Below are 20716 nucleotides of genomic sequence, written 5' to 3' on the forward strand. Positions count from 1 at the left end.
CTACCGTTTTTGTTTTAAGTTCCCGCTAATCCGCGATGAACCATAAAAAAGCCAGCTTGGTGGCTGGCTATGTTTGGGTATCGAAAACGACGTTTACGAGAATGCCGTCTCTACAGCGGCTTTCTCGACTCGTGTTCTTAGCGGTTATTCACAAGGAGGAGCCATGTGGATCACGGCCAAGCCACCTAAGGACGTTTCACGGTACTTTTTGTTCATGTCTTTACCTGTTTGGTACATGGTTGCGATAACCTTGTCTAACGAGATAAGACACTTACTGGTGCGTTTCAGCGCCATACGTGATGCGTTGATGGCTTTCATTGCGCCCATTGCATTGCGCTCGATACATGGCACCTGAACAAGACCACCGATCGGATCACATGTCATGCCTAGTGAGTGTTCCATAGCGATTTCAGCTGCAATACAGATTTGCTCGTTGCTACCACCGCGTAGGGCGGTTAAGCCTGCTGCTGCCATTGATGAAGACACGCCAACTTCGCCCTGACAACCCACTTCTGCACCAGAAATCGAAGCGTTGGTTTTGTACAAGATGCCAATAGCGCCAGAGACTGCTAAAAAGTCTTTCAACTGCTTGGTGTCTAGCTCTTTGATGAAGCGGTGGTAGTACATTAGTACCGCAGGGATAACGCCAGCCGCTCCGTTAGTTGGCGATGTTACGACTTGTCCGCCCGCAGCGTTTTCTTCACTCACAGCAAAGGCAAATAGGTTAATCCAATCCATGATCTCCATTGGATCGTTTTCAATCGAAGCATTGGCCTCAAGCTTTTTCAAAAGAGCAGGGGCTCGACGCGTCACTTCAAGACCGCCATCAAGGATGCCTTCGGTGTCGAAGCCTCGCTGCATGCACAGAGACATCACCTTCCAGATTTGGTCGGCTTTCTGGTCAATCGCATCCATACCTTGGAAAGACACTTCATTACGCAGGATTAAGCCTCCAAGGCTAAGTCCTTGTTGCTCTGATAATTCAAGTAGCTGGTCAGCAGAAGTAAAAGGGAACTCAACTTGCGTTTTCGCTTCTTGCTTGCCATTTTGTAGCTCATCAGCGGTTGCGATAAAGCCACCACCAATTGAGTAATATGTTTCCATCTCTAAAAGACTACCGCTTGCGTCAAAAGCAGAGATGGTCATGCCATTTTCATGCAGCGGAAGGTTGGTTTTATGGAACAGCAAGTCGCTTTCTACGTCGAAGTGAATTTCATGGTTACCGCTAACCAGTAGAGACTTATCTTCAATTGCTTTACGCATTGCTTTGTTAGCACTGGTAATTTTAATGGTGTCGGGGCGGTTGCCGAGTAAACCTAATAAGGTTGCTCTGTCTGTATGGTGACCAATACCCGTTAATGATAACGAGCCGTATAAGTCGATTTGAATACGCTCTACTTGTGTAAGCTGAGCATCAATTTTTTGGGTAAAGTTAAACCCAGCGATCATTGGTCCATTTGTGTGGGAGCTGGACGGTCCAACCCCAATTTTGTAGATATCAAAAATAGACAGCATAGTAACTTCCTGTGAAGACGGTTCGATGAACGAACTCTGTGTAAAATTTGTATTTCGTTAGTTCCACTTCTTTGAGTGAACCTGTTCTTTGGGTGAAGCAGTTCTTTGGCTGAAACAGTTATTCGATTGAGCTGGCTCTTTGCTTTAAAGGTCTCTTTTATTGAAACTCGTGTTAACAAGCATAGAGCGATGAAATACAAGAGCGTGCTATGTTTGCTTTAAAGCGACACGTCTATTCTTGTATGACCCGAGATGTTGCTATCAATAGTGAGCATTATTGAGAGCAACATGTAAGAATTTCAAAATACTTTTGTTAATAAGTATTGTATACATAATTCACTCCATCTAATCACTAAAACGAGACTTGAACATAAAATGAGCATTATTCACCTCCTTATTGTGCTAGGTAAGCGACTTAATGAGAATAAATTGACTAATGAAGGAATCAGTCGAGTTGATGCTTTAGTTGAGTATCTGTCGGGGCCTTTGGCTGAAGAGTCGAACCAGCAAACGGCTGTGGCGTTCTGTGGTGGGGTGACACAAGGCCAAACCGTTTCTGAAGCCGATGTGATGCACGAGTATTTTCGAAAGCTTGAAAATCAACGTGAGTATCCGTTTCCCATAGGGGCGGTTTTACTTGAGCAGCATTCGACAAATACGGTTGAGAACATTCAAAACTTGGCCTCAGAGATGATTGAAAGTGGGCTGTTTACACGCGGGCAGAGTGTGACGGTGACGTTCGTTTCTAATGACTACCACTTACAACGTATCTTCGAGATTCAATCGCTGATGGACGAGCAAGGTTTGCTTAAGGTTTTGGTCGAGAAGTGCTCTGCACTTGGAGTGGAACTACAAATAGATCCTCAGCGAGAGGCTCATGTCGCAGTGCCATACCCTCATCAAACAGAGCAAGGGCAATTGTTTCTGTTAATGGATGCTCTGACGACCTACCGAGTCTATCTTGAAGGTGTCTCTGTGGGTGCATTTAAGAGGGATTTGGATTCAGTAAGACGAGAGCCAGAAAGGTTGTCTTTGGAAGCCTTGTTAGCGGCAAAGGAGTTAGTCGGGCGTTCATCTCATTTTGATATCGTAGAAAGCTTGCTTCCAGTGTTGGAGACCTGCATCCAAAATACCCCAGTCGGAATCGACATAGAAAAAGTTCGGGAGTACCTAGCATTGCTCGATACTAACCTGACTTTATTGAATCGTTATTTAGATCCAGAATCAGATCACACATATCGCTGGTGGAGATAGCGAAAACACCAATATTAGTAATACAGGTAGGTAGCCCAAAGGTGATGTGTGTACAAAGTTGATGTGTATCTAAAGTTGATGTGTATAGTAAGGTAAACCGACCGCTCGATAGCGAACAGTTTACCTAATGTCATGTGATTTGATTAGGTGGCATTCGTGAAGGGGTAACGTCGTGTATAGGTGTGACGTCAACAGCTCACGATGTCGCAGCTTAGCTTTCTTCTTTTTGCTCATGGTTGTTGCGGTAGTATTCCCACTGTTCGATACGTTCACCGTCATCAAATACACAATAAGTAGTGCGTTGATTGTTTTCAGTTACGGTGTCTAATTCACCATCTTGTTGAACACAATAAACCGCAGCTGGGTTAGCCACTGAAACACGTTGGCCTTCGCTATATTCTGCATAGTCGTTTGCACAACCGCCCAACACAACGGCAAATACAGCCATCAAACCAATTTTCTTCATGTTTATCTCCTACGTGATAACTCTATAATCGAATGCGTTAAGTTCTACAGAACCAGATTAGACGCTCTATGAAACTAGTATATTTTAGATTTCAGAAAAGGTTGTTCTAATTTGGTCAAGATATTGAAATAGGTTGATATTTCGCTATTTTTAACGGATTTTTGAGTGTTTGATCATGCTGGCATAGCTGGTGCTCTAACAGGAACGGCCTCCGTCAATAAGGTGCTACTTGATGGTTATTTCTACTAGATAGCAGTGGGGGAACAGCGATCAAAAGCAGAGGTTATGTGTTCTTTCAGGGGACGGAGAACGTCGAATCCATTGATGATTATGATATGATGCCGCCAAATTCAGTAGAGCAGTCAGAATCATGAGACACCTAAAAACCACTATTCACCCTGATATCGATCACCTAGACAATAAGACGGTATATAAGCGCAATGCTGCACGTGCGATTGTGTTAGATGGCGAAGACATTTTGATGCTTTATACAGAGCGTTATCACGACTACACCATTCCTGGTGGTGGTTTGGATGACGGTGAAGATGTGATCGCAGGTATGGTCCGTGAGCTTGAAGAAGAAACGGGTGCGAAGAACATTCACAGTATTAAACCGTTCGGCATTTTTGAAGAGTTTCGTCCTTGGTATAAAGATGACGCGGATATAATGCACATGATTTCTTACTGCTACTCATGCAAGATTGATCGTGAGCTTGGCGAGACAGCTTACGAAGACTACGAAGTGAAAAATGGGATGAGACCTGTGTGGATTAACATTCATGACGCAATTGCTCATAACGAGAAGACTATGGCCGAGAGCCCTAAAAAGGGCATGAGCATTGAGCGGGAAACCTTTTTGCTGCATCTAATCGCAAAGGAAATGCTGTAACCCTTTTGATAAATCAAAACTGTTTAAAAGTAGAATGTTTTAAACAGTTTTGTTCACCATGAACCAACAATAATTCCTCCCTCCTTTAGTTGAGCTAACCCATCGTAATTTGAGTTTTAAGCAAAACGCCTCCAGTCCGTAAACAACCTATCCGTTTCCAACCAGCATAGAACGTTTCTTTATCTAACAGACTTTCAAGTTGACTAACCTCTCATCAAATTGATTCTTATTTTGAAGAAAAGACCGTTTCATTCTGACTGTAATTTCAATGTGGAAAAATAAGTCTTATTTTTCAATGTTATACGGTGGTTTTGAAACGATCGGAAACTTGGCTTCTCTTTTGCTTCTTTGTATTAAGCAGCTCGCTTTATCGGCACCAACATAATAAACAAAGATGCGAATAGTTTGTTTCAGAGTTAACTGAGACGCTTCTTTAACTTGCCGTTCAGAGTTCACACACTTTTCAAGGAAATCGCTCATGCGAAGAAGAAGTCGAGGTTTACTATGAAATACAAGCAAGTTATTTATCTTATGACGGCCGTTGCCAGTGCCCCTGTCTATGCAACGACGGTAGATTTGGACTTTTCAAATCATGTAGAGGCGACGAACGGCAGCAGTTCCTGGGCTGGGCCAACCTATGATGGATCTTCGATGCACTTCCTCAACGTTGGTACACATGATGGAAAAACAATAGATGCCAAAGTGTCTAGTAGTGTGTTCGGTGATGCGACATTTTTGTTTCATGCTCCTAACTACAAAGTTGGTGCAACACAACCCTCAGGAGATATTGGTTTTCTCTATCAAACTAACTCTGCGGGCTCTGCAGGTCTAACCTATACCTTTGAATTTTATGATGGTACGGATGGACTCTCAGGTACGTTCTCAGTGCCTTATACACTTCCCGAATTTGACATGATTGGCTATGACATTGATGGCGAACCCGTGCAGTCGGAGCAAGTAAGAGTGTTTAAAAGTGAAGGTTTCTACAGTTATCAACTTGGTAGTGCTAGCGCGAGTTTGACGGCGGAAGAGAGTGCCGATGGAACGTCGGTTCTATTCACCGGGCCAGGTACGAACTATTCGGAAACCGACACTTCCGGTGCTGTAAAATTCACCTACAAGAATACCTCGATTGTAACTCTACAATTTGAAACGGTTACGAGCAGTAGCAGTAGTTTCCCCAACCCGATTTTCTCGGCATTTGACGGTAACTGGGACTTATCTGGATTTACTACGCCAATAGAAAGTTCAGATGAATCTGATTTTGGTGACGCTCCTGATAGTTATGGAACGTTGCAGGCGAGTAACGGTGCTGAGCATGCGATATCTTCCACACTGTACTTAGGTGCTAGTGTTGATGCCGATACAGATGGCCAACCTGGTGCATCATCCAACGGCGATGATTTGGATGTTGGCGGAAATGATGATGACGGAATTGCACTGTTGACGAATCTTGAAGTCGGCTTAGACAGTTTAATTAATGTCAACGTTGTGGGGAGTGGTTATCTGCAAGCTTGGGCTGACTGGGATATGAATGGATCTTTTGAGGATGACGAGCAGATATTAAAAAATCATTCTGTTGTAGATGGAAGCCAAGTCGTCCCAATTCGAGTGGGTGATGATGCTGTCGTTGGGAGCGTACAAACTCGATTCCGTTTAGCGAGTAGCCCTAACATTCCGAGTGACGGTTATGTTGGTGTTGGTGATGGTGAAGTTGAGGACTACGTGTTTAACGTTACGGATCCTGGCACAATGGTTCAACATTCGAATTACTATACTGCGGCCTTCGAAGATAATTGGCCAGAAGTTGGTGACTTCGACTTAAATGACGTTGTGGTTTACTACCGCACCACCATTTTAAGTAAAGAGGACGCAGTGCTTCGAATGGATATTACGGGAACCATAATGGCCTACGGTGCTTCTTATGGTAATGGACTAGGATGGAAGCTTGATGGCTTCGATGAGTCAGATGTCGATCTTCAAACGGCTCGAGTGCAAAAGAATGGCGCGACTCGGGTAAATATTTCGCCGTTTACGGGTGAAGACAAAAGCGTTGCATCGCCAGGAGGAGACCTCGTCGTTGTCGCGTCGTTGAACCTAAAAAATGATCTGCCGATTAACGGTGAGTGTATGTTCCACCGCACTAACCCTTCTTGTAGTCCGACTTTAGAAGCTGACCAAATGACGTTCAGTATTTCTCTGCCGTTTGCTTCTGGAAGCGAGCCCACAGCGAGTTCACTGATGCCATTAAGTGGCTTCGACCCATTCATCTTTGGTGCGGGAGCGGGTTATTACCATGGTGACAGTTTCTCTACATCGCCGGGGAAAGACTTAGAAATCCATACTGCGGACTTCCCACCAACGTCGCGTGGCACGTTAGTGAGTGATTTCTATGGTATTGCACAAGATGATTCAGACCCGTCTAGTGATAAATACTACCGAACGACACAAAACATGCCTTGGGGTATCTTAATTTCATCATCTTGGAATCATCCATCAGAATACATTGATGTTAGTGAGGTGTACCCCGAGTTTGCTGAGTGGGCTACATCAGGCGGTGCTTCAAAACCAACGTGGTACCAAAACCCTAACGCCAACAAAACTTGGTCAACGGAAGATTAATCAGGAGGATTTATGAAAACAATCAAACTAATTTTGAGTGGTGTAGGCTTTGTATTCCTTTCAGCTTGTGGCGGCGGAGGTGGAGGTGATAGTACCGCTTCATCTCCAAGTACTGTTGCTCCTCCGAGCAATACTACGGCTCCGGTCCCCGTCACTCCTCCGAGTAATTCGACCGTTGGTAGCAATAACGTGGTGACACCTGCTCCAGTAGTGATACCGCAGTCTATTAAATCATCTGAGTTATCTATACCGGAAGGTTTTGATTTTTCTACGGAGAGAGAAGTGTCTGTAAACGTTGACGTAGCAAGCTCGCAAAGTTCTCGAGGTTTTATGAGTATTTATACAGAATTCAATGGTGATGTTGTCGATTACACCTCACAAGTGCTGAGGAGCCCAATCAATCAAGATATTGAGTTCTCTACAACTCTCCTTTTACCCAATCATGTTGATAAAGTGTGGGTTGAAGTCTGGTATCCGTCGGCAATGGGAAGCGAAGTGAAACTCCTTGTAAACATTGAGGACGATAATGTAGACGTGATTCTTTAATCTTTATCTTCTACCAAACAACGTTACCGCTATTTCGGCGGTAACGTTGTTTTAGGTGCTTTTGTTGTGAATTTTTCTAACATCGAGACCTGAGATAACCTGTATAAAATGAATGGAGTGATATTATCAATCTGGTGTTTTAGGTGTATCTTTACTTAAGTGACGCTCGTTTCTAGCTTTACGAAATCACCAAAACTCGGTGAGCCTGCCCTAAACAAAGAAGACTATGAATAAAAGACAGTTTGTTGCCCACTATTTGCGCATGAATCGCACCTCGTACTTACTGGCGATTGTGTTCATTTTTCTCGTTAACTGGTTACAGGTAGAGATACCTCGTTATATCCAACTTGCCATCGATCTTATTGAGGATGCTTCAACAACGGGCCATCAGCAGCTTCAAACCTATGTTTGGATTGTGGTCGGTATGTCGGTTGCCATGGTGGTGGTGAGAATTCTGTCTCGTATCTATGCGCTTAATCCGGGGCGAATTACAGAAGCAGCACTAAAGAGTACACTTCTACAAAAGCTGAATCGCTTACCGAGCAGCTTTCATGAACGTTTTGCATCTGGTCGGCTAATTTCAATCATGAATAATGACCTTAGCGGCATCCGACTGATGTTTGGTGTGGGGTTTCTTCAGTTCTTCAATGCGTTACTCGCGTTATCGCTGACACCTCTTTATATGTGGCGTATATCGCCAGAACTCACACTGTATTCGATTATTCCTATCTCAATCGCTTTTGTGATTTTTCGGGTGGGCTTCAAGCGTATGAAAACGCTGCATTTAGAGCACATGAAACGTCTGCAAAACCTGTCTGCTCAGCTAATGAGTTACCTGTCTGGGATTGATTTGATTAAGAGCCAGCAGATGTCACCTTGGGTGAAAGCTGAAACTGAAAAGCTGAATCAGTTATTACTTGAATGCCGCCTTAAAATTACACGTATTCAAGTCTTCTTTATGCCAGTACTCGACTACGCCAATGACCTGATGAAAATCATCATTCTTGGGCTCGGTGGCTACATGTTAATGAGACAAGAGCTAACCCTCGGTGAGATTACTGCCTTTCTGACTTACTCGGTTTTGCTCGCTATGCCATTGATGCAGCTTGGCAGAATCGCGACCATTTATCAGCGTGGCATGGTGGGTATTCAAAGTGTACAAACCATTCTTAATGCCAAAGTTCCAGACCTTGATGAAGATAAGCTCACTGAGTTAGATGTTGAATCTCTGAAGGGAAAAACGTTTTCTATTCGCAACCTCAGCTTCAGCTATTCAGGTGAAGAGCGTCTGATTCTCGATGACATCAGCTTTGACATTCCAGCAGGTAAGAAAGTGGGTGTGCTAGGCGGAATCGGAGCGGGTAAAACGACATTAGTGAATTGCTTGAACCATCACTTGGATGTACCAGAAGGTTCGGTTTTTCTTGGCGAAAGAGATGTCACTAGCTTCTCGCGCAGTGATTTGCGCCGTTACGTGAAAACCGTGACGCAAGACCCTTATCTGTTTTCTGCAACCGTCGAAGACAATATCCGCTTCGGTAGCTTAGATACTGACTTGGCAAAGAGTCAGGTTGATGAGGTTTTAGAACTGAGTCAGTTAGCCAATGACGTTACACGTTTTGAGCATGGCGACCAAACCTTAGTCGGTGAGAAAGGGATCATGTTGTCGGGTGGTCAGAAACAGCGCTTGAGCATTGCGCGATCTTTATTGCAACCCACCGACCTGATCATCATGGACAACGTTCTATCGGCTGTCGACTATGAAACAGAACGTAAGATTTTAGAGGGCTTGTTTAAGCGCTTGGAAAATCAATCGGTACTTGTGGTTTCACACCGTGTTAATGCCCTTGAATCTATGGATGAAATTATCGTGTTGAACGAAGGTAAGGTGATTGCGAAGGGCGACCACGCGACGTTATTGAAAACGTGCGATTACTATTACGATACATGGCAGTTACAGCAGAATGAAACGGAGGCAGCAGCATGTTAAAAGGTGTTGATCTCAAGTACCTCAAGCACTTTTTTAAGTTTGCTAAGAAATACAAACGCTCTGCGATTCTGGGCATTGCTATGCTTCCGCTCTCTGTCATTACAAGCCTATTGTTTCCTTGGCTGATCATTCAAGTGATCGATGTTCATTTAAGTCATGGTGATATGGATGGACTGCTCGAATATGTCTTCTATCTAGTTGCTGTGCTGGTGGCGAGCTATGTGGTGGATACCACCTATTCGTACAACCTACGTAAAACGGGGCAGTACACGATAACCGACATGCGCTCAGTGTTGTTTGCTCGTGTGCTTAAACTGCCGCGCAGCTATTTTGATAACACACCGATTGGGGTAACGCTCTCACGATTGACCAGTGACTTGGAAACCATTGGCGAGACGTTTGTTCAGTCGGTTGTGGGGCTAGTTAAAGACAGTATCAATACCATTGCTCTGTTGGTGATGATGTTCTTCATTGATTGGCAGTTAACGATGATTGTATTGATCATTATGCCGCCGGTGATGTATTTGACGGTGTATGTGAGAAACCGACTTCGTGAACTGTACAAGGTGACTCGTTCTTCGCTCGCTCGCGGTATTGGCTTTTTACAAGAAGTCTTATTTGGTATGAAAACCGTTCAGATGTACCGAGCGGAAGAGCAAGTAGAACAGCGTTACCAAGGCTATACCGATGAGTTTTTAAGAGCGCAGAAAAAGATAAATAAATACGATGCGATTTTGTTCTCGTTTATCTCTGGCATCACCTCTATCACCATCGCAATTATGATCTGGTATGGATCTGAGCAAGTGATAGAAGGGGCACTCACCTTGGGTGTGCTAATTGCGTTCATCAACACCTTAGAAAAAGTGTTTGTTCCGATCCGTGACTTTACTTCGCAGATTGCTTCGATTCAGAGTTCATTTGCAGCGTTTGACCATATTGAAGAGCTGTTTGTTGAGCCGACTGAAGAAGAAGGGCGCAACCTGTTGCTATCGAGCAAGGTTGAAAAACAGCTCGAACAGTTTGTGAGCCTAGAGTTTAAGAGCGTGAGCTTCCGTTACAAAGACGACTCTCCCTATGTTCTAAAGAATGTCTCGTTTGTATTGGAGAAAGGGCATCAAATCGCGCTTGTAGGTTCGACGGGGTCGGGTAAGTCGACGGTTCTGCGTCTGATCTATAAAACCTACCAAGACTATGAAGGCAGCATTTTGTTGAATGGAATAGAGCTGTCACAGGTTTCAAGTGAAGACTCTGCTCATTTGTTCTCAATGATGATGCAAGATGTGCACTTGTTTGAAGAGACAATCCAATTCAATATCGCGCTGGGTAAAACGCATCTATCTAGAACTGAGGTTGAACAAGCAGCACGCTATGTGTACGCCGATAAGTTTATTGAACAATTGCCACAAAGCTATGACTTCCATTTAGAAAAGAACGGATCCAACCTATCTGTGGGGCAAACGCAGCTTATTTCGTTCGCTAGAGCGGTTGCACAAGGTGGACAACTGATGATGCTTGATGAAGCAACTAGCTCGGTGGATTCAATCACCGAAGACCTGATTCAAAAAGCAATGCAGCGTCTGTTTAAGGAAAAAACCGTGATTGCGATTGCACACCGTTTGAGTACCGTTCGTCACTCAGACACAATTCTTGTGTTGGAAAAGGGTGAAATTGTTGAACAAGGTAACCATCGACAGCTGATAGCACACAATGGAATTTATGCAGGATTGTTGGAAGAGTCCGTGGTTGGAGGAATCGATTGTAGAAGTGAGTGACTATCGAGCTATAAATAACTATTAACTAATACGAATAAGCCAAACTTGTCGACTTCCTAGCTTGTATGACTATTACAAGATACAGTTAGCCTAAATATTAAACATATAAGGAATGTATAATGCTTCGAATCTTATTGATTGCAGTTATCTCGGTGTTCAGCACGATGAGTTTTGCAAGCGAAGAGGTTGAGTACTCAGAATTGGACTATTTAGATCGACCGTTGATGGAACGCTATATCTTGGATGAATTGAAGCAGCTAAGAATGGACCAACAAGATCTTGAAAGACGTTTGACTATTCAGATGACCGACCGTGAGCTCGCTGTGGCGGACAAATCGCTGAATTACGCCAACGTGACTGTAACCTATTTTTTCTACATTATTGCGGGTGTCGCTTCACTTATCGCATTAGTTGGGTGGCAATCGCTTAAAGAACTCAAGCACACAACCAAAGAAATGGCTGACCAGCGATTGAATTCTATCGCTCAAGAGTACGAAAAGAAATTTAATGTACTTGAAAGGGATCTAAAGCGTAAGACTCGAATCATCTCAGAGAACAACCGAGAAATCGAAGTCATCAATGAAATACACAACTTATGGTTGAGAGCGCAAAATGCTCAAACCGCCGAGCAAAAAATTGAGATTTACGATGAGATCTTAAAAGTCCGCCCTGGTGATTTAGAGGCGCTCACTTATAAAGCTGATGCCGCAATGGACATGCAGGAATACCACTGGGCAATGAGCTTATGTAATCGTGTATTGGAAGTGGATGATCAAAATGCCCATGCCTTGTACCAACGAGCTTGTTCGTATGCAAGATTAGGTGCTGAAGGTGAGGCAATCGACGACTTAGAGCGCTCTATCGAAGCCAGTGGCTCAATGCGAGAGTTGCTAGCTGAAGAGCCAGATTTTGAGATGCTACGCGGCTTAGATCGTTTTGAAGCGCTTTGTGAAGAGTAATTATTTAATGGCATGGTGAGCTTCGTACGCTTACTATGCTTTTAATCATTTTTACGGAACGGTTTCTTACATTTCGCTTATTTTATTGAATTAATTGTTATGTTATAACATTTGAAAAGTTCATTGTGATAACCGTTAAGTATTTTTATGAAGTTCCTCCGCACTGGCCTGATAGTGACTGCTATCAGCGCATTTTCACTTGCTTTATATCTTTCTCTTTCTCCTGAACCACCAGAAGACATCGCTATCAAAATTACACCTTACCAAGGTGTGGTTTCGGCTGATGAGAAGCCATCGAGTTCAGACGTTGAGTCAAGTTCTCTGGTAAGAGTTCATTATTTTGTCAAAGTTGGGGATACACTCAGTAATGTATTTACCTCTTGGAAACTCCCTTACGGAACGGCTCAAAAGATACTTGAGGCCGATCTAGAATCACTGAAACTGGACACGATCAAGCCTGGTGATCATCTAGAGTTGTTGTTGGATAGTGACTCTAAGCAGCTAGTCGAATTGATTTACCATGAGAGCTTGGTTGAGCAGGCTATTTACACAGAAAATGATGACGGTAGTTTTAGTTATCAGTTCATCGAGACTCCTGGGGAATGGAAAGAAAAGCTGTACGCAGGTGCGGTGCAGGGTAGTTTTTCCACGTCAGCTTACAAGGCCGGTTTAACCAGTGCCCAGATAGCCAATATCACTCGAACGCTGAAAGATAAAATTAACTTCTCCAAAGATCTCAGAGCTGGCGACAGCTTTAATGTTTTGGTTAAAGAGCAATACATGGAAGACCACTTAACGGGTAAGACTGAAGTGCAAGGGGTCTCTATCAAGCTACGAAATAGGGAAGTGGCGGCTTTTCTTGCTGCGGATGGACGTTTCTATGACCGAGAAGGGAATAGCCTTGAGCAAGCTTTCAATCGATACCCAATAGACAAACAATTCCGAAGAATCACTTCATCATTCAACCCATTCCGAAAGCATCCTGTGACTGGACGTGTATCGCCGCATAATGGTACTGATTTCGCCACACCTGTGGGTTCACCCGTTTATTCAACGGGAGACGGTAGGGTTGTGGCACTTCGTGACCATCCATACGCAGGGAAATACATAGTGATAGAACATAACAGTGTTTACAAAACTCGTTATCTGCATTTGAGTCGATTCTTGGTTAAGAAAGGGCAACAGATTAAGCGTGGGCAGGAAATTGCGTTGTCGGGTGCAACAGGCCGTTTAACAGGGCCTCACTTACATTTTGAAGTGTTGGTACGTGGAAGGGCGGTCGACGCGATGAAGGCTGACCTGCCTTTGGCAAGCTCTATATTACCGAAAGACAAGGGGGCGTTCCTCGCTCGAATTGCCTCTTTTGATGAGATCATCTCTGAGCAAGAAGGCAGAACGAGTTAAATTCACTTCAGCCACGGCTTATCCTTATTCCAACCTTCTGGTGATAAACAAACCGAACGTTGGAATAAGCATTTATTGAATCACGTAATTTCAGATTCGGTTAAGCGACAACAACCGCTGTGCCGCTGGCTGATACCATCAACATGCCATTACCTGTTCCTAAGACTTCATAATCGATATCGACACCAACCACTGCGTTTGCACCCGCTTCAATCGCTTTCTGCTCTAGCTCTTTGAATGCGTAGTTACGTGCTTTCTCCAGTTCCTTTTCATAGGTGCCAGAACGTCCACCGACGAAGTCGCGAATACCTGAAAACATATCCTTGAATACGTTAACCCCTAGGATGGCTTCTCCGGCAATAACCCCTTTGTAATCGACAATGCGTTTGCCTTCGACAGATTGTGTGGTGGTAATAATCATAGTGGCCTCTGTAAGTTAGATGGTTGGTTACTAGATGAGTTGTTACTAGTTGATTAGTTACTAGTTGATTAGTTACTTGATGATTAGTTACTTGCTGAGTTTTGTCTCTGAGCGTGTGAATTCATGCCTCAACCATGTTCTCAGTTTTAGCACACTTTCTTGTTTTAATTTGTTTTTTGGACAAACGAAATAGAAATCTTGATGGGGGTTAGCCACTGGCTCACTAATTTCGACCAACATGCCATGGCTGATGTCATCTTTCACAAACAAGCGGTGAGTGACTAATACACCAAGCGAACGAATGGCAGCCTGTACGGCTTGAATCGAGACATCGAACGTCAAGTTACTGTGGAACGTCGGCATGGGTATTTGGTAATGATCGCACCACACTTGCCAGTCATGCTGTCTTCTTGGGTTGAAGACACCAATGGTTGGGTTTTGTTTCACCAGTTGTTCAACGCTTAATCCCATTTGGTTTTTCAATAGTGCTGGGCTGCACACCAATACCAGATCATCGTCACCGAGCTTTTCGCTGTAATATCGGTCCCACTCGCTCGGTTTACCGTGCACCAGCGCGATGTCCACACCTTCTTGTTCTATGTCGAAAGTGCCCGTTAGCGTGGATATACGAATATCAAGAGAGGGGGCAAAGCTTTGGAATTCCGAGACTCGCGGGATCCACCAGTGCATGGCGAGTGAGTTCACCATGTTGAGGGTGATGCGGTGGTCGTTAGGCGTTTTGGCGAGTTCTTCTGTGGCTTCTATTACTTGTTCCAGTGCGGGTGCGACTTTTCGATAATATCGCTTACCTGCGGCATTGAGAACAACACGACGACCCACACGTTGGAACAGCGGCTTATTGACCAGTTGCTCTAATGATTTTATCGCTTGGCTTACCGCTGAATGACTGACGTACAACACGCGAGCGGCTTCGGTCATGCTGCCTGTTTCGGCGACAGCAATGAAAGCATAAACGGATTTAAGTGGAACGAGTTTCTTCATTGGTAAGCTTTCCTTACAGTTGTGGTTAATAATACTCGCTATTTTTCATCACGTCACGCCTCTAAAATAACTGTCATAGGAGGTGATAATTATGTCTGATATTACCAAGGCGACGGCTTTCATGTTGTTGTCGACGTTCAGTTTGTCTTTAAGTGGCTTAATGGCCAAGTATCTATCGGTATCAATGCCCGTTTCATTATTGAGTTTCGTGCGTTTTTTGTTACCCAGTCTGTTTTTATTCCTATTTTTGATGTTTTACAAAATCACGAAACCTTCACTCGATATGTGGAAACCTTTAGTGATGCGTGCGATTTTTATGGTGGCATGCCAGTGGTGTTTCCTAACGTCTCTACAGACCCTAACGCTGGTTGAAGGTGTGGTGTTGTTCAGCACTGGCCCTCTGTTCATTCCTTTGTTAGAAAAATTAATGTTTGGAACCAAGATTCATACAACCACAGTGATTTGTTTAGTTGTCACCTTTGTCGGCGTAGTGATGATGGCTGGGGATTGGTCTCAGTTTGAATTTGGCTCAGAGTTCTTTAGGCCAGCGTTGTTGCTAGGATTATTGGCGGGTGTGTTTAATTCGGGGTCACAAGTGAGTTTGTATCGAGCGTCCAAGACTAGCCTGACACCCGCAGAGCTTAACGCGTGGACGTTCTTGGTCGCGGCAATCATTGTGATACCAATGGTTGTGTTTACTTCAGTCTCTGCGGCTCCAGATGCGCTTGAGAGTGCTGCGGGCAATGGAACCTTATCGGCTCTGCTATCTTTTGAAGGCCTACGCTGGATTGGGCTTGGCGCTTTTGGATTGGCTCTATTTACTATTAACACGCAAATCTTCCGCTCGAAAGCGTACAAGTTGGCAGACAGCGGTTCTCAGTTGGCTCCCCTAATTTTTACTAATATGCTGTTCAGCGCGTTATGGCAGAGCTTGTTCTTTGATGATGTATTTTCAACTCAGCAGTTAATCGGCATCAATTTGATCGTCGTGGCGAGCATAACCAATACTCTATTAGCTAAAAAATACAGCAAAGCAAAAGCCAAGCAAACACCGAGAACCGCTGTGGCTGTAGTGACTGGAGCAGATGCTGCGGTTTTGGACTCTGCCGTTAAAAGCTAAACATTGAGGCTGAAGATTACAGACAAAAGCCTAGAACAATGAACGAATGTACTCTTTTACTCGGTCGATGTGTTCGTTTGGTTCAATCTCGCAACGCTGTTTAGTCTCTAGGAATCGCTCAGCGTATTTGTCATAGATTTTGTTTTCTAATAACAGCAAATACAGTTTTGGATCGATATGACCGCTGGTGGCCATGTCGGTCATGATATTGAGTGATTCGCTTAGGAGTTTGCCTTTCTTATATGGGCGATCACTGGAGGTGAGCGCTTCGAATACATCGGCAATGGCCATCGCTCTAGACGGCAAAGGTAACTGGTCTTCGCTTAAGCCTCTCGGGTAACCCTTGCCATCGATACGTTCGTGGTGTCCGCTGGCAATGTCAGGAATGTTCTTGAGATAAGATGGATAAGGTAGCTTGTTGAGCATGGTGAAGGTTTGAATGATATGGTCGTTTATCATGAAGCGTTCTTCGTCGTTTAAGGTACCGCGACGTACTTTCAAATTGTGCAATTCACCTTGGTTGTACTTGACTTCACCAGGTTTGAGTACAAACGCTTCTTGCCACACGTTGGCTGGGTTAAAGCCATTATCCCAAGGTATTTTATGTTCGGGTTTATCGGCAAGTAGCGGCTCCATAACCGGTAGTATTTGGTCTTTTCTTGCTGGTTCAGCTTCACTCTTCTCTGTCGTGTCTTGTTGTGCATTGAATCTCTCTTTTTCAGACCAAGATAACCCTAGCTGATCGTCGAGTGTGCGTTTCCATTGGCGCTTGGCTATTCGGTCTAAGCGTTCTAGTTGTTCGTCCGTCATCGACTCTCCACCAAGATTGCATTCAGCAACGAAGGCAAATTCTTCATCCAATTCTGACAAGCTTTGTTCGAGGATCTTAAGCTGATCCTCTTGAAGCGCTCCGTTCGCTATGGCTTTCCAGTAGTCGGTTTCAGCCTGTTGTTTTAACAGTTCGAAACGCATTCGCACTTCGTGGATTCGGTCGTAAATGGTTTCAAGTTTTGTCGCTTTGTCTACGACATACTCAGGTGTGGTTACCTTGCCGCAGTCATGAAGCCAAGCGGCGAGCATTAACTCTTCCCACTGTTTACTATCCAATGAGAATTGCGGGTAATAACGATCATCATCAATGGTTGCTTGAGTCAGCCATTTGGTCAGTTCAGGCACTCGTTGGCAGTGCCCGCCCGTGTAAGGTGATTTGGTATCAATCGCTGATGCAATCAACTCGATAAAGGCGTTAAGCATGTCTTTTTGTTGCTGCATTTGGTCAATGTTATCTTTGGCTATTTCCGCAAAACTGAGCAGTTCTCGTAAGAAGGCGTGCTTGTCTGCCTGCATCTTGGTAATCGGTCTTTCATAGCCAATTGCGACGATACCCACCAACAACTTCTCACGGTTTAATAGTGGAAACAGGTACAGATCTGAATTGAAGATCGAATCTTGGTAATAGTTGAGAACATTGTCTTCTCGGTTTAAGTGGATGGTTTCTCCAGATTTAAGCTGGCACAGCAACCAAGGGGTGTGCTTGATGAAGTCGTTGATGTCGGCCTTAAAGGGCAAAATAGCGAGGTTCGCGGCCGTATCAAACACATCTTTCTCTTTTGATTGAGTGAAGAGGACGATGGTTTCTGCTTTGGTAATTAAATAGCTTTGATGAGCAATATTCTTAGCTAAGATCGAAAATTCCTGATTACCTGCCGTGTCGCGAAGTAGCGTAATAAGATCATGAAGTGTGTGTTCCATCAGCTCAATTGAGTGGGCGAGGTTAGCCACTTCTTGAATCATGCTTTTGGGATAATGAGTTCGCCTGAAGTCAAATCGTGCGATGTTGTCGGTGAGTTGCATCAGCGTATTAAGCGGCTGAGACAAACGATTAGCGACAAACCATACGATAGCGAAGCAGATGAACAACATCCCAATCGCGACGGCGACTTGCTTGTCACGCATCGAGATAAGATCAGAGAGCAACTCATTGTGTGGCGTAGCCTCTGCCAAATATAAAGTGACATTCTGAGTGAGCTCAACAGGCGTTAGTGTTAATGCCCACGTGTTTAGGTTGTACTCAACGTTTTTTAGGTTGAGGTTTAATTTCTCCTCGTCGGAGATAAGTGGTGCTATGACGGATGCTTTCAATGCTTCCATCTGTTCACGTTTGGGCACATTAAAGAAGCTTTGGTCTTGCTCACTACCAGAGAGTTTCCCCGTCGTTTGGTTATTCGTTTTCTCAGTTTTACTTGTGTCGTTAGGCTGGGAGGTAAGCTTGGGAATCGATAGATCAAGTTGATGTTGGCCGAGAAGATTGAAATGTTGATCGAACAGAGCGAGTCGGGTTTGTGGAGAGTAGGCCAATTCACTGATCTGGGAAGAGAGAGATTTCAACGTGAAGTCGGCACCAACGACATGCTTGCCATCCAAAGAACGTCTAGAAAGCGTGATGCCATTGGTTTGCAAGAAATAGAACAGGTAGGGCTCAGAGAGTTGTATTGAGCCGTCAGGCTTTGCGTTACGAAACCAAGGTCGAGTCGTGGGGTTGAACTTACTCTCGGCTTGTCGGGTACTGATCACTTGGTGTGCGCCATCGAGAAAGGTAATAAAGTTTTCACCATCTAGATTGGTGCTGCTGACCATCATGGTCGCTTTCGCGGGAGCGTTGTTGTCGGCTCTCTGTTTAATGGAACTCAGAGGACGAAAGATTCGGAAATCGCCATCTTCAGAGCCATAGAACAGAGCAACTAAATTGGTATTTTGTTTGAAGATGATATCGACCGAAGCAAGCCAAGATTCTTTTTCGACGGAGGAGGTTTGATGAGCAACAAACGGGCTCACTGCCATCACGTTTAAGGTTGTGATGACTGGGGCAATAGCTTGTTTAAATACCGATTCCAGCTTATCGCGATGTTCATTACTGACTTCGCGCACGGTGCCTAAAAGCAGTTCTTGAGAGTGCCGATAACTTATCGAAATCAGTACGGTACCGACAAGAGTGGTCAAAATTAAGAAAAGGCTAGTGATGTGGATACTCAGCGGATATCGTCTTCTTCTCATCTAACACTCCAGTTTGTAGACTGGTTTAAGTATTGACGAACTTGGGTAGGTTGCAAAAAATTGGCGTAATTACCGAGTATGATCGATTTTACTTAGATAAGAAAAGCGTTAGCGTCTTCTGGTAGCCACGTATTCCCGTGTCGTGTAAATGAATACCTAATAAACCTTTATGTTTGGGTGCTAATTGTCACTTTCAACTGATAAACTGGTCGAATTGTTGCTATTAAGCACTCATTTCTTAAGCACGTTTTTTGACCGAGCGAAGAGGGCATTGATTCATGGAACTAAAAGTAGACACCCACACCCACACATACGCAAGTGGTCATGCTTACAGCACGTTGATCGAGAATGCAAAATCGGCAAAACAAAACGGTTTAGCTATGTTTTGTACGACCGACCATTCCGAGTCTATGCCGGGCGCGCCACACTATTGGTTTTTCAGTAACCAACGTGTGCTCCCTCGTTTTATTGAAGATGTCGCTATTATTCGAGGTGTCGAGTCAAACATCATGAACACACAGGGTGAAATCGACATTCATCCGAGTGTGGATAAGAATCTAGATTGGGTGATTGCCAGCTTCCACGAGCCCGTTTTTCGCCCGTCGGATGTTGCTACTCATACAGAAGCATTGTTGAATGTGATTAAAGGCGGTCGTGTTGATGCACTTGGTCATTTAGGCAACCCAAATTAATAACACCACGCTTAAAGGCAATAGCCGCGTTGGCAGTGTTGATCGTTGTTACGAGATCGCAAGAATTGCTAAAGCGAAAGGTGCGTTTATTACGACAGGTAGCGATGCGCATTTCTGCATAGATGTGGGTGGATTGGATCTCGTGTCTTCACTACTTGGTGAGGTGGGCGTGGATTCGAGTAAAGTGATTACCCATTCACCACAGCAATTCCTAGCCTTTTTGGTATTACGTGGTCGTCAATCGATTGCCGAGTTTTCGGTATTTGAGTGATGGTTTGTCCGGTACTTTATACTTTTTAGTCATTGGTTAGCTAGCTAGTTTGCATTTCGACACAATCAATTTTTGTGCCCGACGGATTTTTGTATACACTAACCGAAAATAATAAAGTCGAAGTGCCACAGTACAATAATGATGGCTCTAACTTCAAAGACACCGCTTCACTTGGAGAAATAATGAAAACTCGCTCAATCCTTTTATCTGGCTTAATCGCTGCTTCAGTATTGTCTGGCAACGCATTTGCTAATGTTGACCTTAAGAAAAACATGCAAGAAATGAAGCTTGCGTTCAAACAAGCGGCAGAAGCTCAAAGCATTGAAGAGATGCAAAAGCCTATCGTTCGTTTAGATACGCTAGTGGCAGAGCTCAAAACGGGTGTTTACCCAATAGAGAAAGAAGATAACTTCATGGAAGGTTTCAAAAAGATCAGTGCATCATTGGATAGCATTGAGCAGAAGCTAGGCCAAGGTGACTTAGAGTCGGCACAGCAGGAACTTCGTACTATTGACGGCCTTCGTGAAGAGTACCATGAGAAGCGTAATCCAAGCATTTGGAGCAAGATCTTCGGTTAATTTTCTAATCAATTGAGTTTGCTAGATACGTAACAAAGAGCAAAACCTCAAGATTCGATTTCTAAAACGCTGTCTTACATTACCCTCTTTAGGGGAAGGTGTAAGGCGGCGTTTTTTATTGTCGTTTCTCTAAACAGTTTACTGCTATTTTTCTAGACATT

General features: G+C 44.1%; 15 protein-coding genes and 1 pseudogene. 11 read left to right on the forward strand and 5 right to left on the reverse strand.

Annotated features, from left to right (window positions below):
* Positions 1-144: 144 nt before the first annotated feature.
* Positions 145-1515, reverse strand: a complete 1371-nt coding sequence (locus tag ACED42_RS18055) for an L-serine ammonia-lyase (protein ID WP_017100653.1) — start codon at positions 1513-1515, stop codon at positions 145-147.
* Between the two features lie 375 nt (positions 1516-1890).
* Between ACED42_RS18055 and ACED42_RS18060 the strand changes: the two genes are divergently transcribed.
* Complete coding sequence (locus tag ACED42_RS18060) at positions 1891-2769, forward strand: YdcF family protein (RefSeq protein WP_371703622.1); 879 nt, start codon at positions 1891-1893, stop codon at positions 2767-2769.
* Positions 2770-2980: 211 nt separating this feature from the next.
* On the opposite strand, the gene ACED42_RS18065 is transcribed toward ACED42_RS18060, so the two are convergent.
* Positions 2981-3235 (reverse strand): DUF333 domain-containing protein, encoded by a 255-nt coding sequence (locus ACED42_RS18065; protein WP_009845615.1) that lies wholly within the window; start codon positions 3233-3235, stop codon positions 2981-2983.
* A 370-nt stretch (positions 3236-3605) separates the two neighbouring features.
* On the opposite strand from ACED42_RS18065, the gene ACED42_RS18070 reads away from it, so the two are divergent.
* The 7 genes from ACED42_RS18070 (at position 3606) to ACED42_RS18100 (ending at position 13417) form a co-directional block, all read left to right on the forward strand.
* Entirely contained in the window at positions 3606-4124 is a 519-nt protein-coding gene (locus ACED42_RS18070; RefSeq protein ID WP_371703624.1) for an NUDIX hydrolase, read from the forward strand.
* Positions 4125-4628: 504 nt separating this feature from the next.
* Positions 4629-6746 (forward strand): LruC domain-containing protein, encoded by a 2118-nt coding sequence (locus tag ACED42_RS18075; protein WP_371703626.1) that lies wholly within the window; start codon positions 4629-4631, stop codon positions 6744-6746.
* A 12-nt stretch (positions 6747-6758) separates the two neighbouring features.
* Positions 6759-7292, forward strand: coding sequence for a hypothetical protein (locus ACED42_RS18080; RefSeq protein ID WP_371703628.1), 534 nt, complete (start codon positions 6759-6761; stop codon positions 7290-7292).
* 226 nt (positions 7293-7518) lie between these two features.
* A complete protein-coding gene (locus ACED42_RS18085) occupies positions 7519-9282 on the forward strand; it encodes an ABC transporter ATP-binding protein (RefSeq protein ID WP_371703629.1) in 1764 nt (587 codons plus the stop codon).
* Positions 9276-11054 (forward strand): ABC transporter ATP-binding protein, encoded by a 1779-nt coding sequence (locus tag ACED42_RS18090; RefSeq protein ID WP_371703631.1) that lies wholly within the window; start codon positions 9276-9278, stop codon positions 11052-11054. The genes ACED42_RS18085 and ACED42_RS18090 overlap by 7 nt, the downstream gene beginning before the upstream one ends.
* A 119-nt stretch (positions 11055-11173) precedes the next feature.
* Positions 11174-12013: a tetratricopeptide repeat protein gene (locus ACED42_RS18095; RefSeq protein ID WP_371703633.1), complete on the forward strand. Its 840-nt coding sequence runs from the start codon at positions 11174-11176 to the stop codon at positions 12011-12013.
* 147 nt (positions 12014-12160) lie between these two features.
* Positions 12161-13417, forward strand: coding sequence for a peptidoglycan DD-metalloendopeptidase family protein (locus ACED42_RS18100; RefSeq protein ID WP_371703634.1), 1257 nt, complete (start codon positions 12161-12163; stop codon positions 13415-13417).
* A 100-nt stretch (positions 13418-13517) separates the two neighbouring features.
* Here ACED42_RS18100 and ACED42_RS18105 read toward each other — a convergent pair whose 3' ends face one another.
* A complete protein-coding gene (locus ACED42_RS18105; RefSeq protein WP_004730185.1) occupies positions 13518-13838 on the reverse strand; it encodes a heavy metal-binding domain-containing protein in 321 nt (106 codons plus the stop codon).
* An 87-nt stretch (positions 13839-13925) separates the two neighbouring features.
* On the reverse strand, positions 13926-14840 hold the full coding sequence (locus tag ACED42_RS18110; protein ID WP_017100645.1) for a LysR substrate-binding domain-containing protein: 915 nt from the start codon (positions 14838-14840) through the stop codon (positions 13926-13928).
* A 91-nt stretch (positions 14841-14931) separates the two neighbouring features.
* Here ACED42_RS18110 and ACED42_RS18115 point away from each other — a divergent pair, with 91 nt between their 5' ends.
* Complete coding sequence (locus ACED42_RS18115; RefSeq protein WP_269334725.1) at positions 14932-15960, forward strand: DMT family transporter; 1029 nt, start codon at positions 14932-14934, stop codon at positions 15958-15960.
* A gap of 30 nt (positions 15961-15990) precedes the next feature.
* Here the strand turns inward: ACED42_RS18115 and ACED42_RS18120 are convergent, their stop codons facing one another.
* The gene (locus tag ACED42_RS18120) at positions 15991-19014 is read right to left on the reverse strand and encodes an HD domain-containing phosphohydrolase (RefSeq protein WP_371703637.1); all 3024 of its coding nucleotides are present in this window, start codon (positions 19012-19014) and stop codon (positions 15991-15993) included.
* A 278-nt stretch (positions 19015-19292) separates the two neighbouring features.
* On the opposite strand from ACED42_RS18120, the pseudogene ACED42_RS18125 reads away from it, so the two are divergent.
* Together ACED42_RS18125 and ACED42_RS18130 are read left to right on the forward strand one after the other, a co-directional pair.
* Positions 19293-19977: pseudogene (locus tag ACED42_RS18125) on the forward strand (phosphatase).
* Between the two features lie 182 nt (positions 19978-20159).
* A complete protein-coding gene (locus tag ACED42_RS18130) occupies positions 20160-20555 on the forward strand; it encodes a cytochrome b562 (RefSeq protein ID WP_371703639.1) in 396 nt (131 codons plus the stop codon).
* Positions 20556-20716 lie beyond the last annotated feature (161 nt).

Origin of the sequence: Vibrio sp. FF145 (assembly GCF_041439075.1) — a bacterium.
Lineage (GTDB): Bacteria > Pseudomonadota > Gammaproteobacteria > Enterobacterales > Vibrionaceae > Vibrio > Vibrio tasmaniensis_A.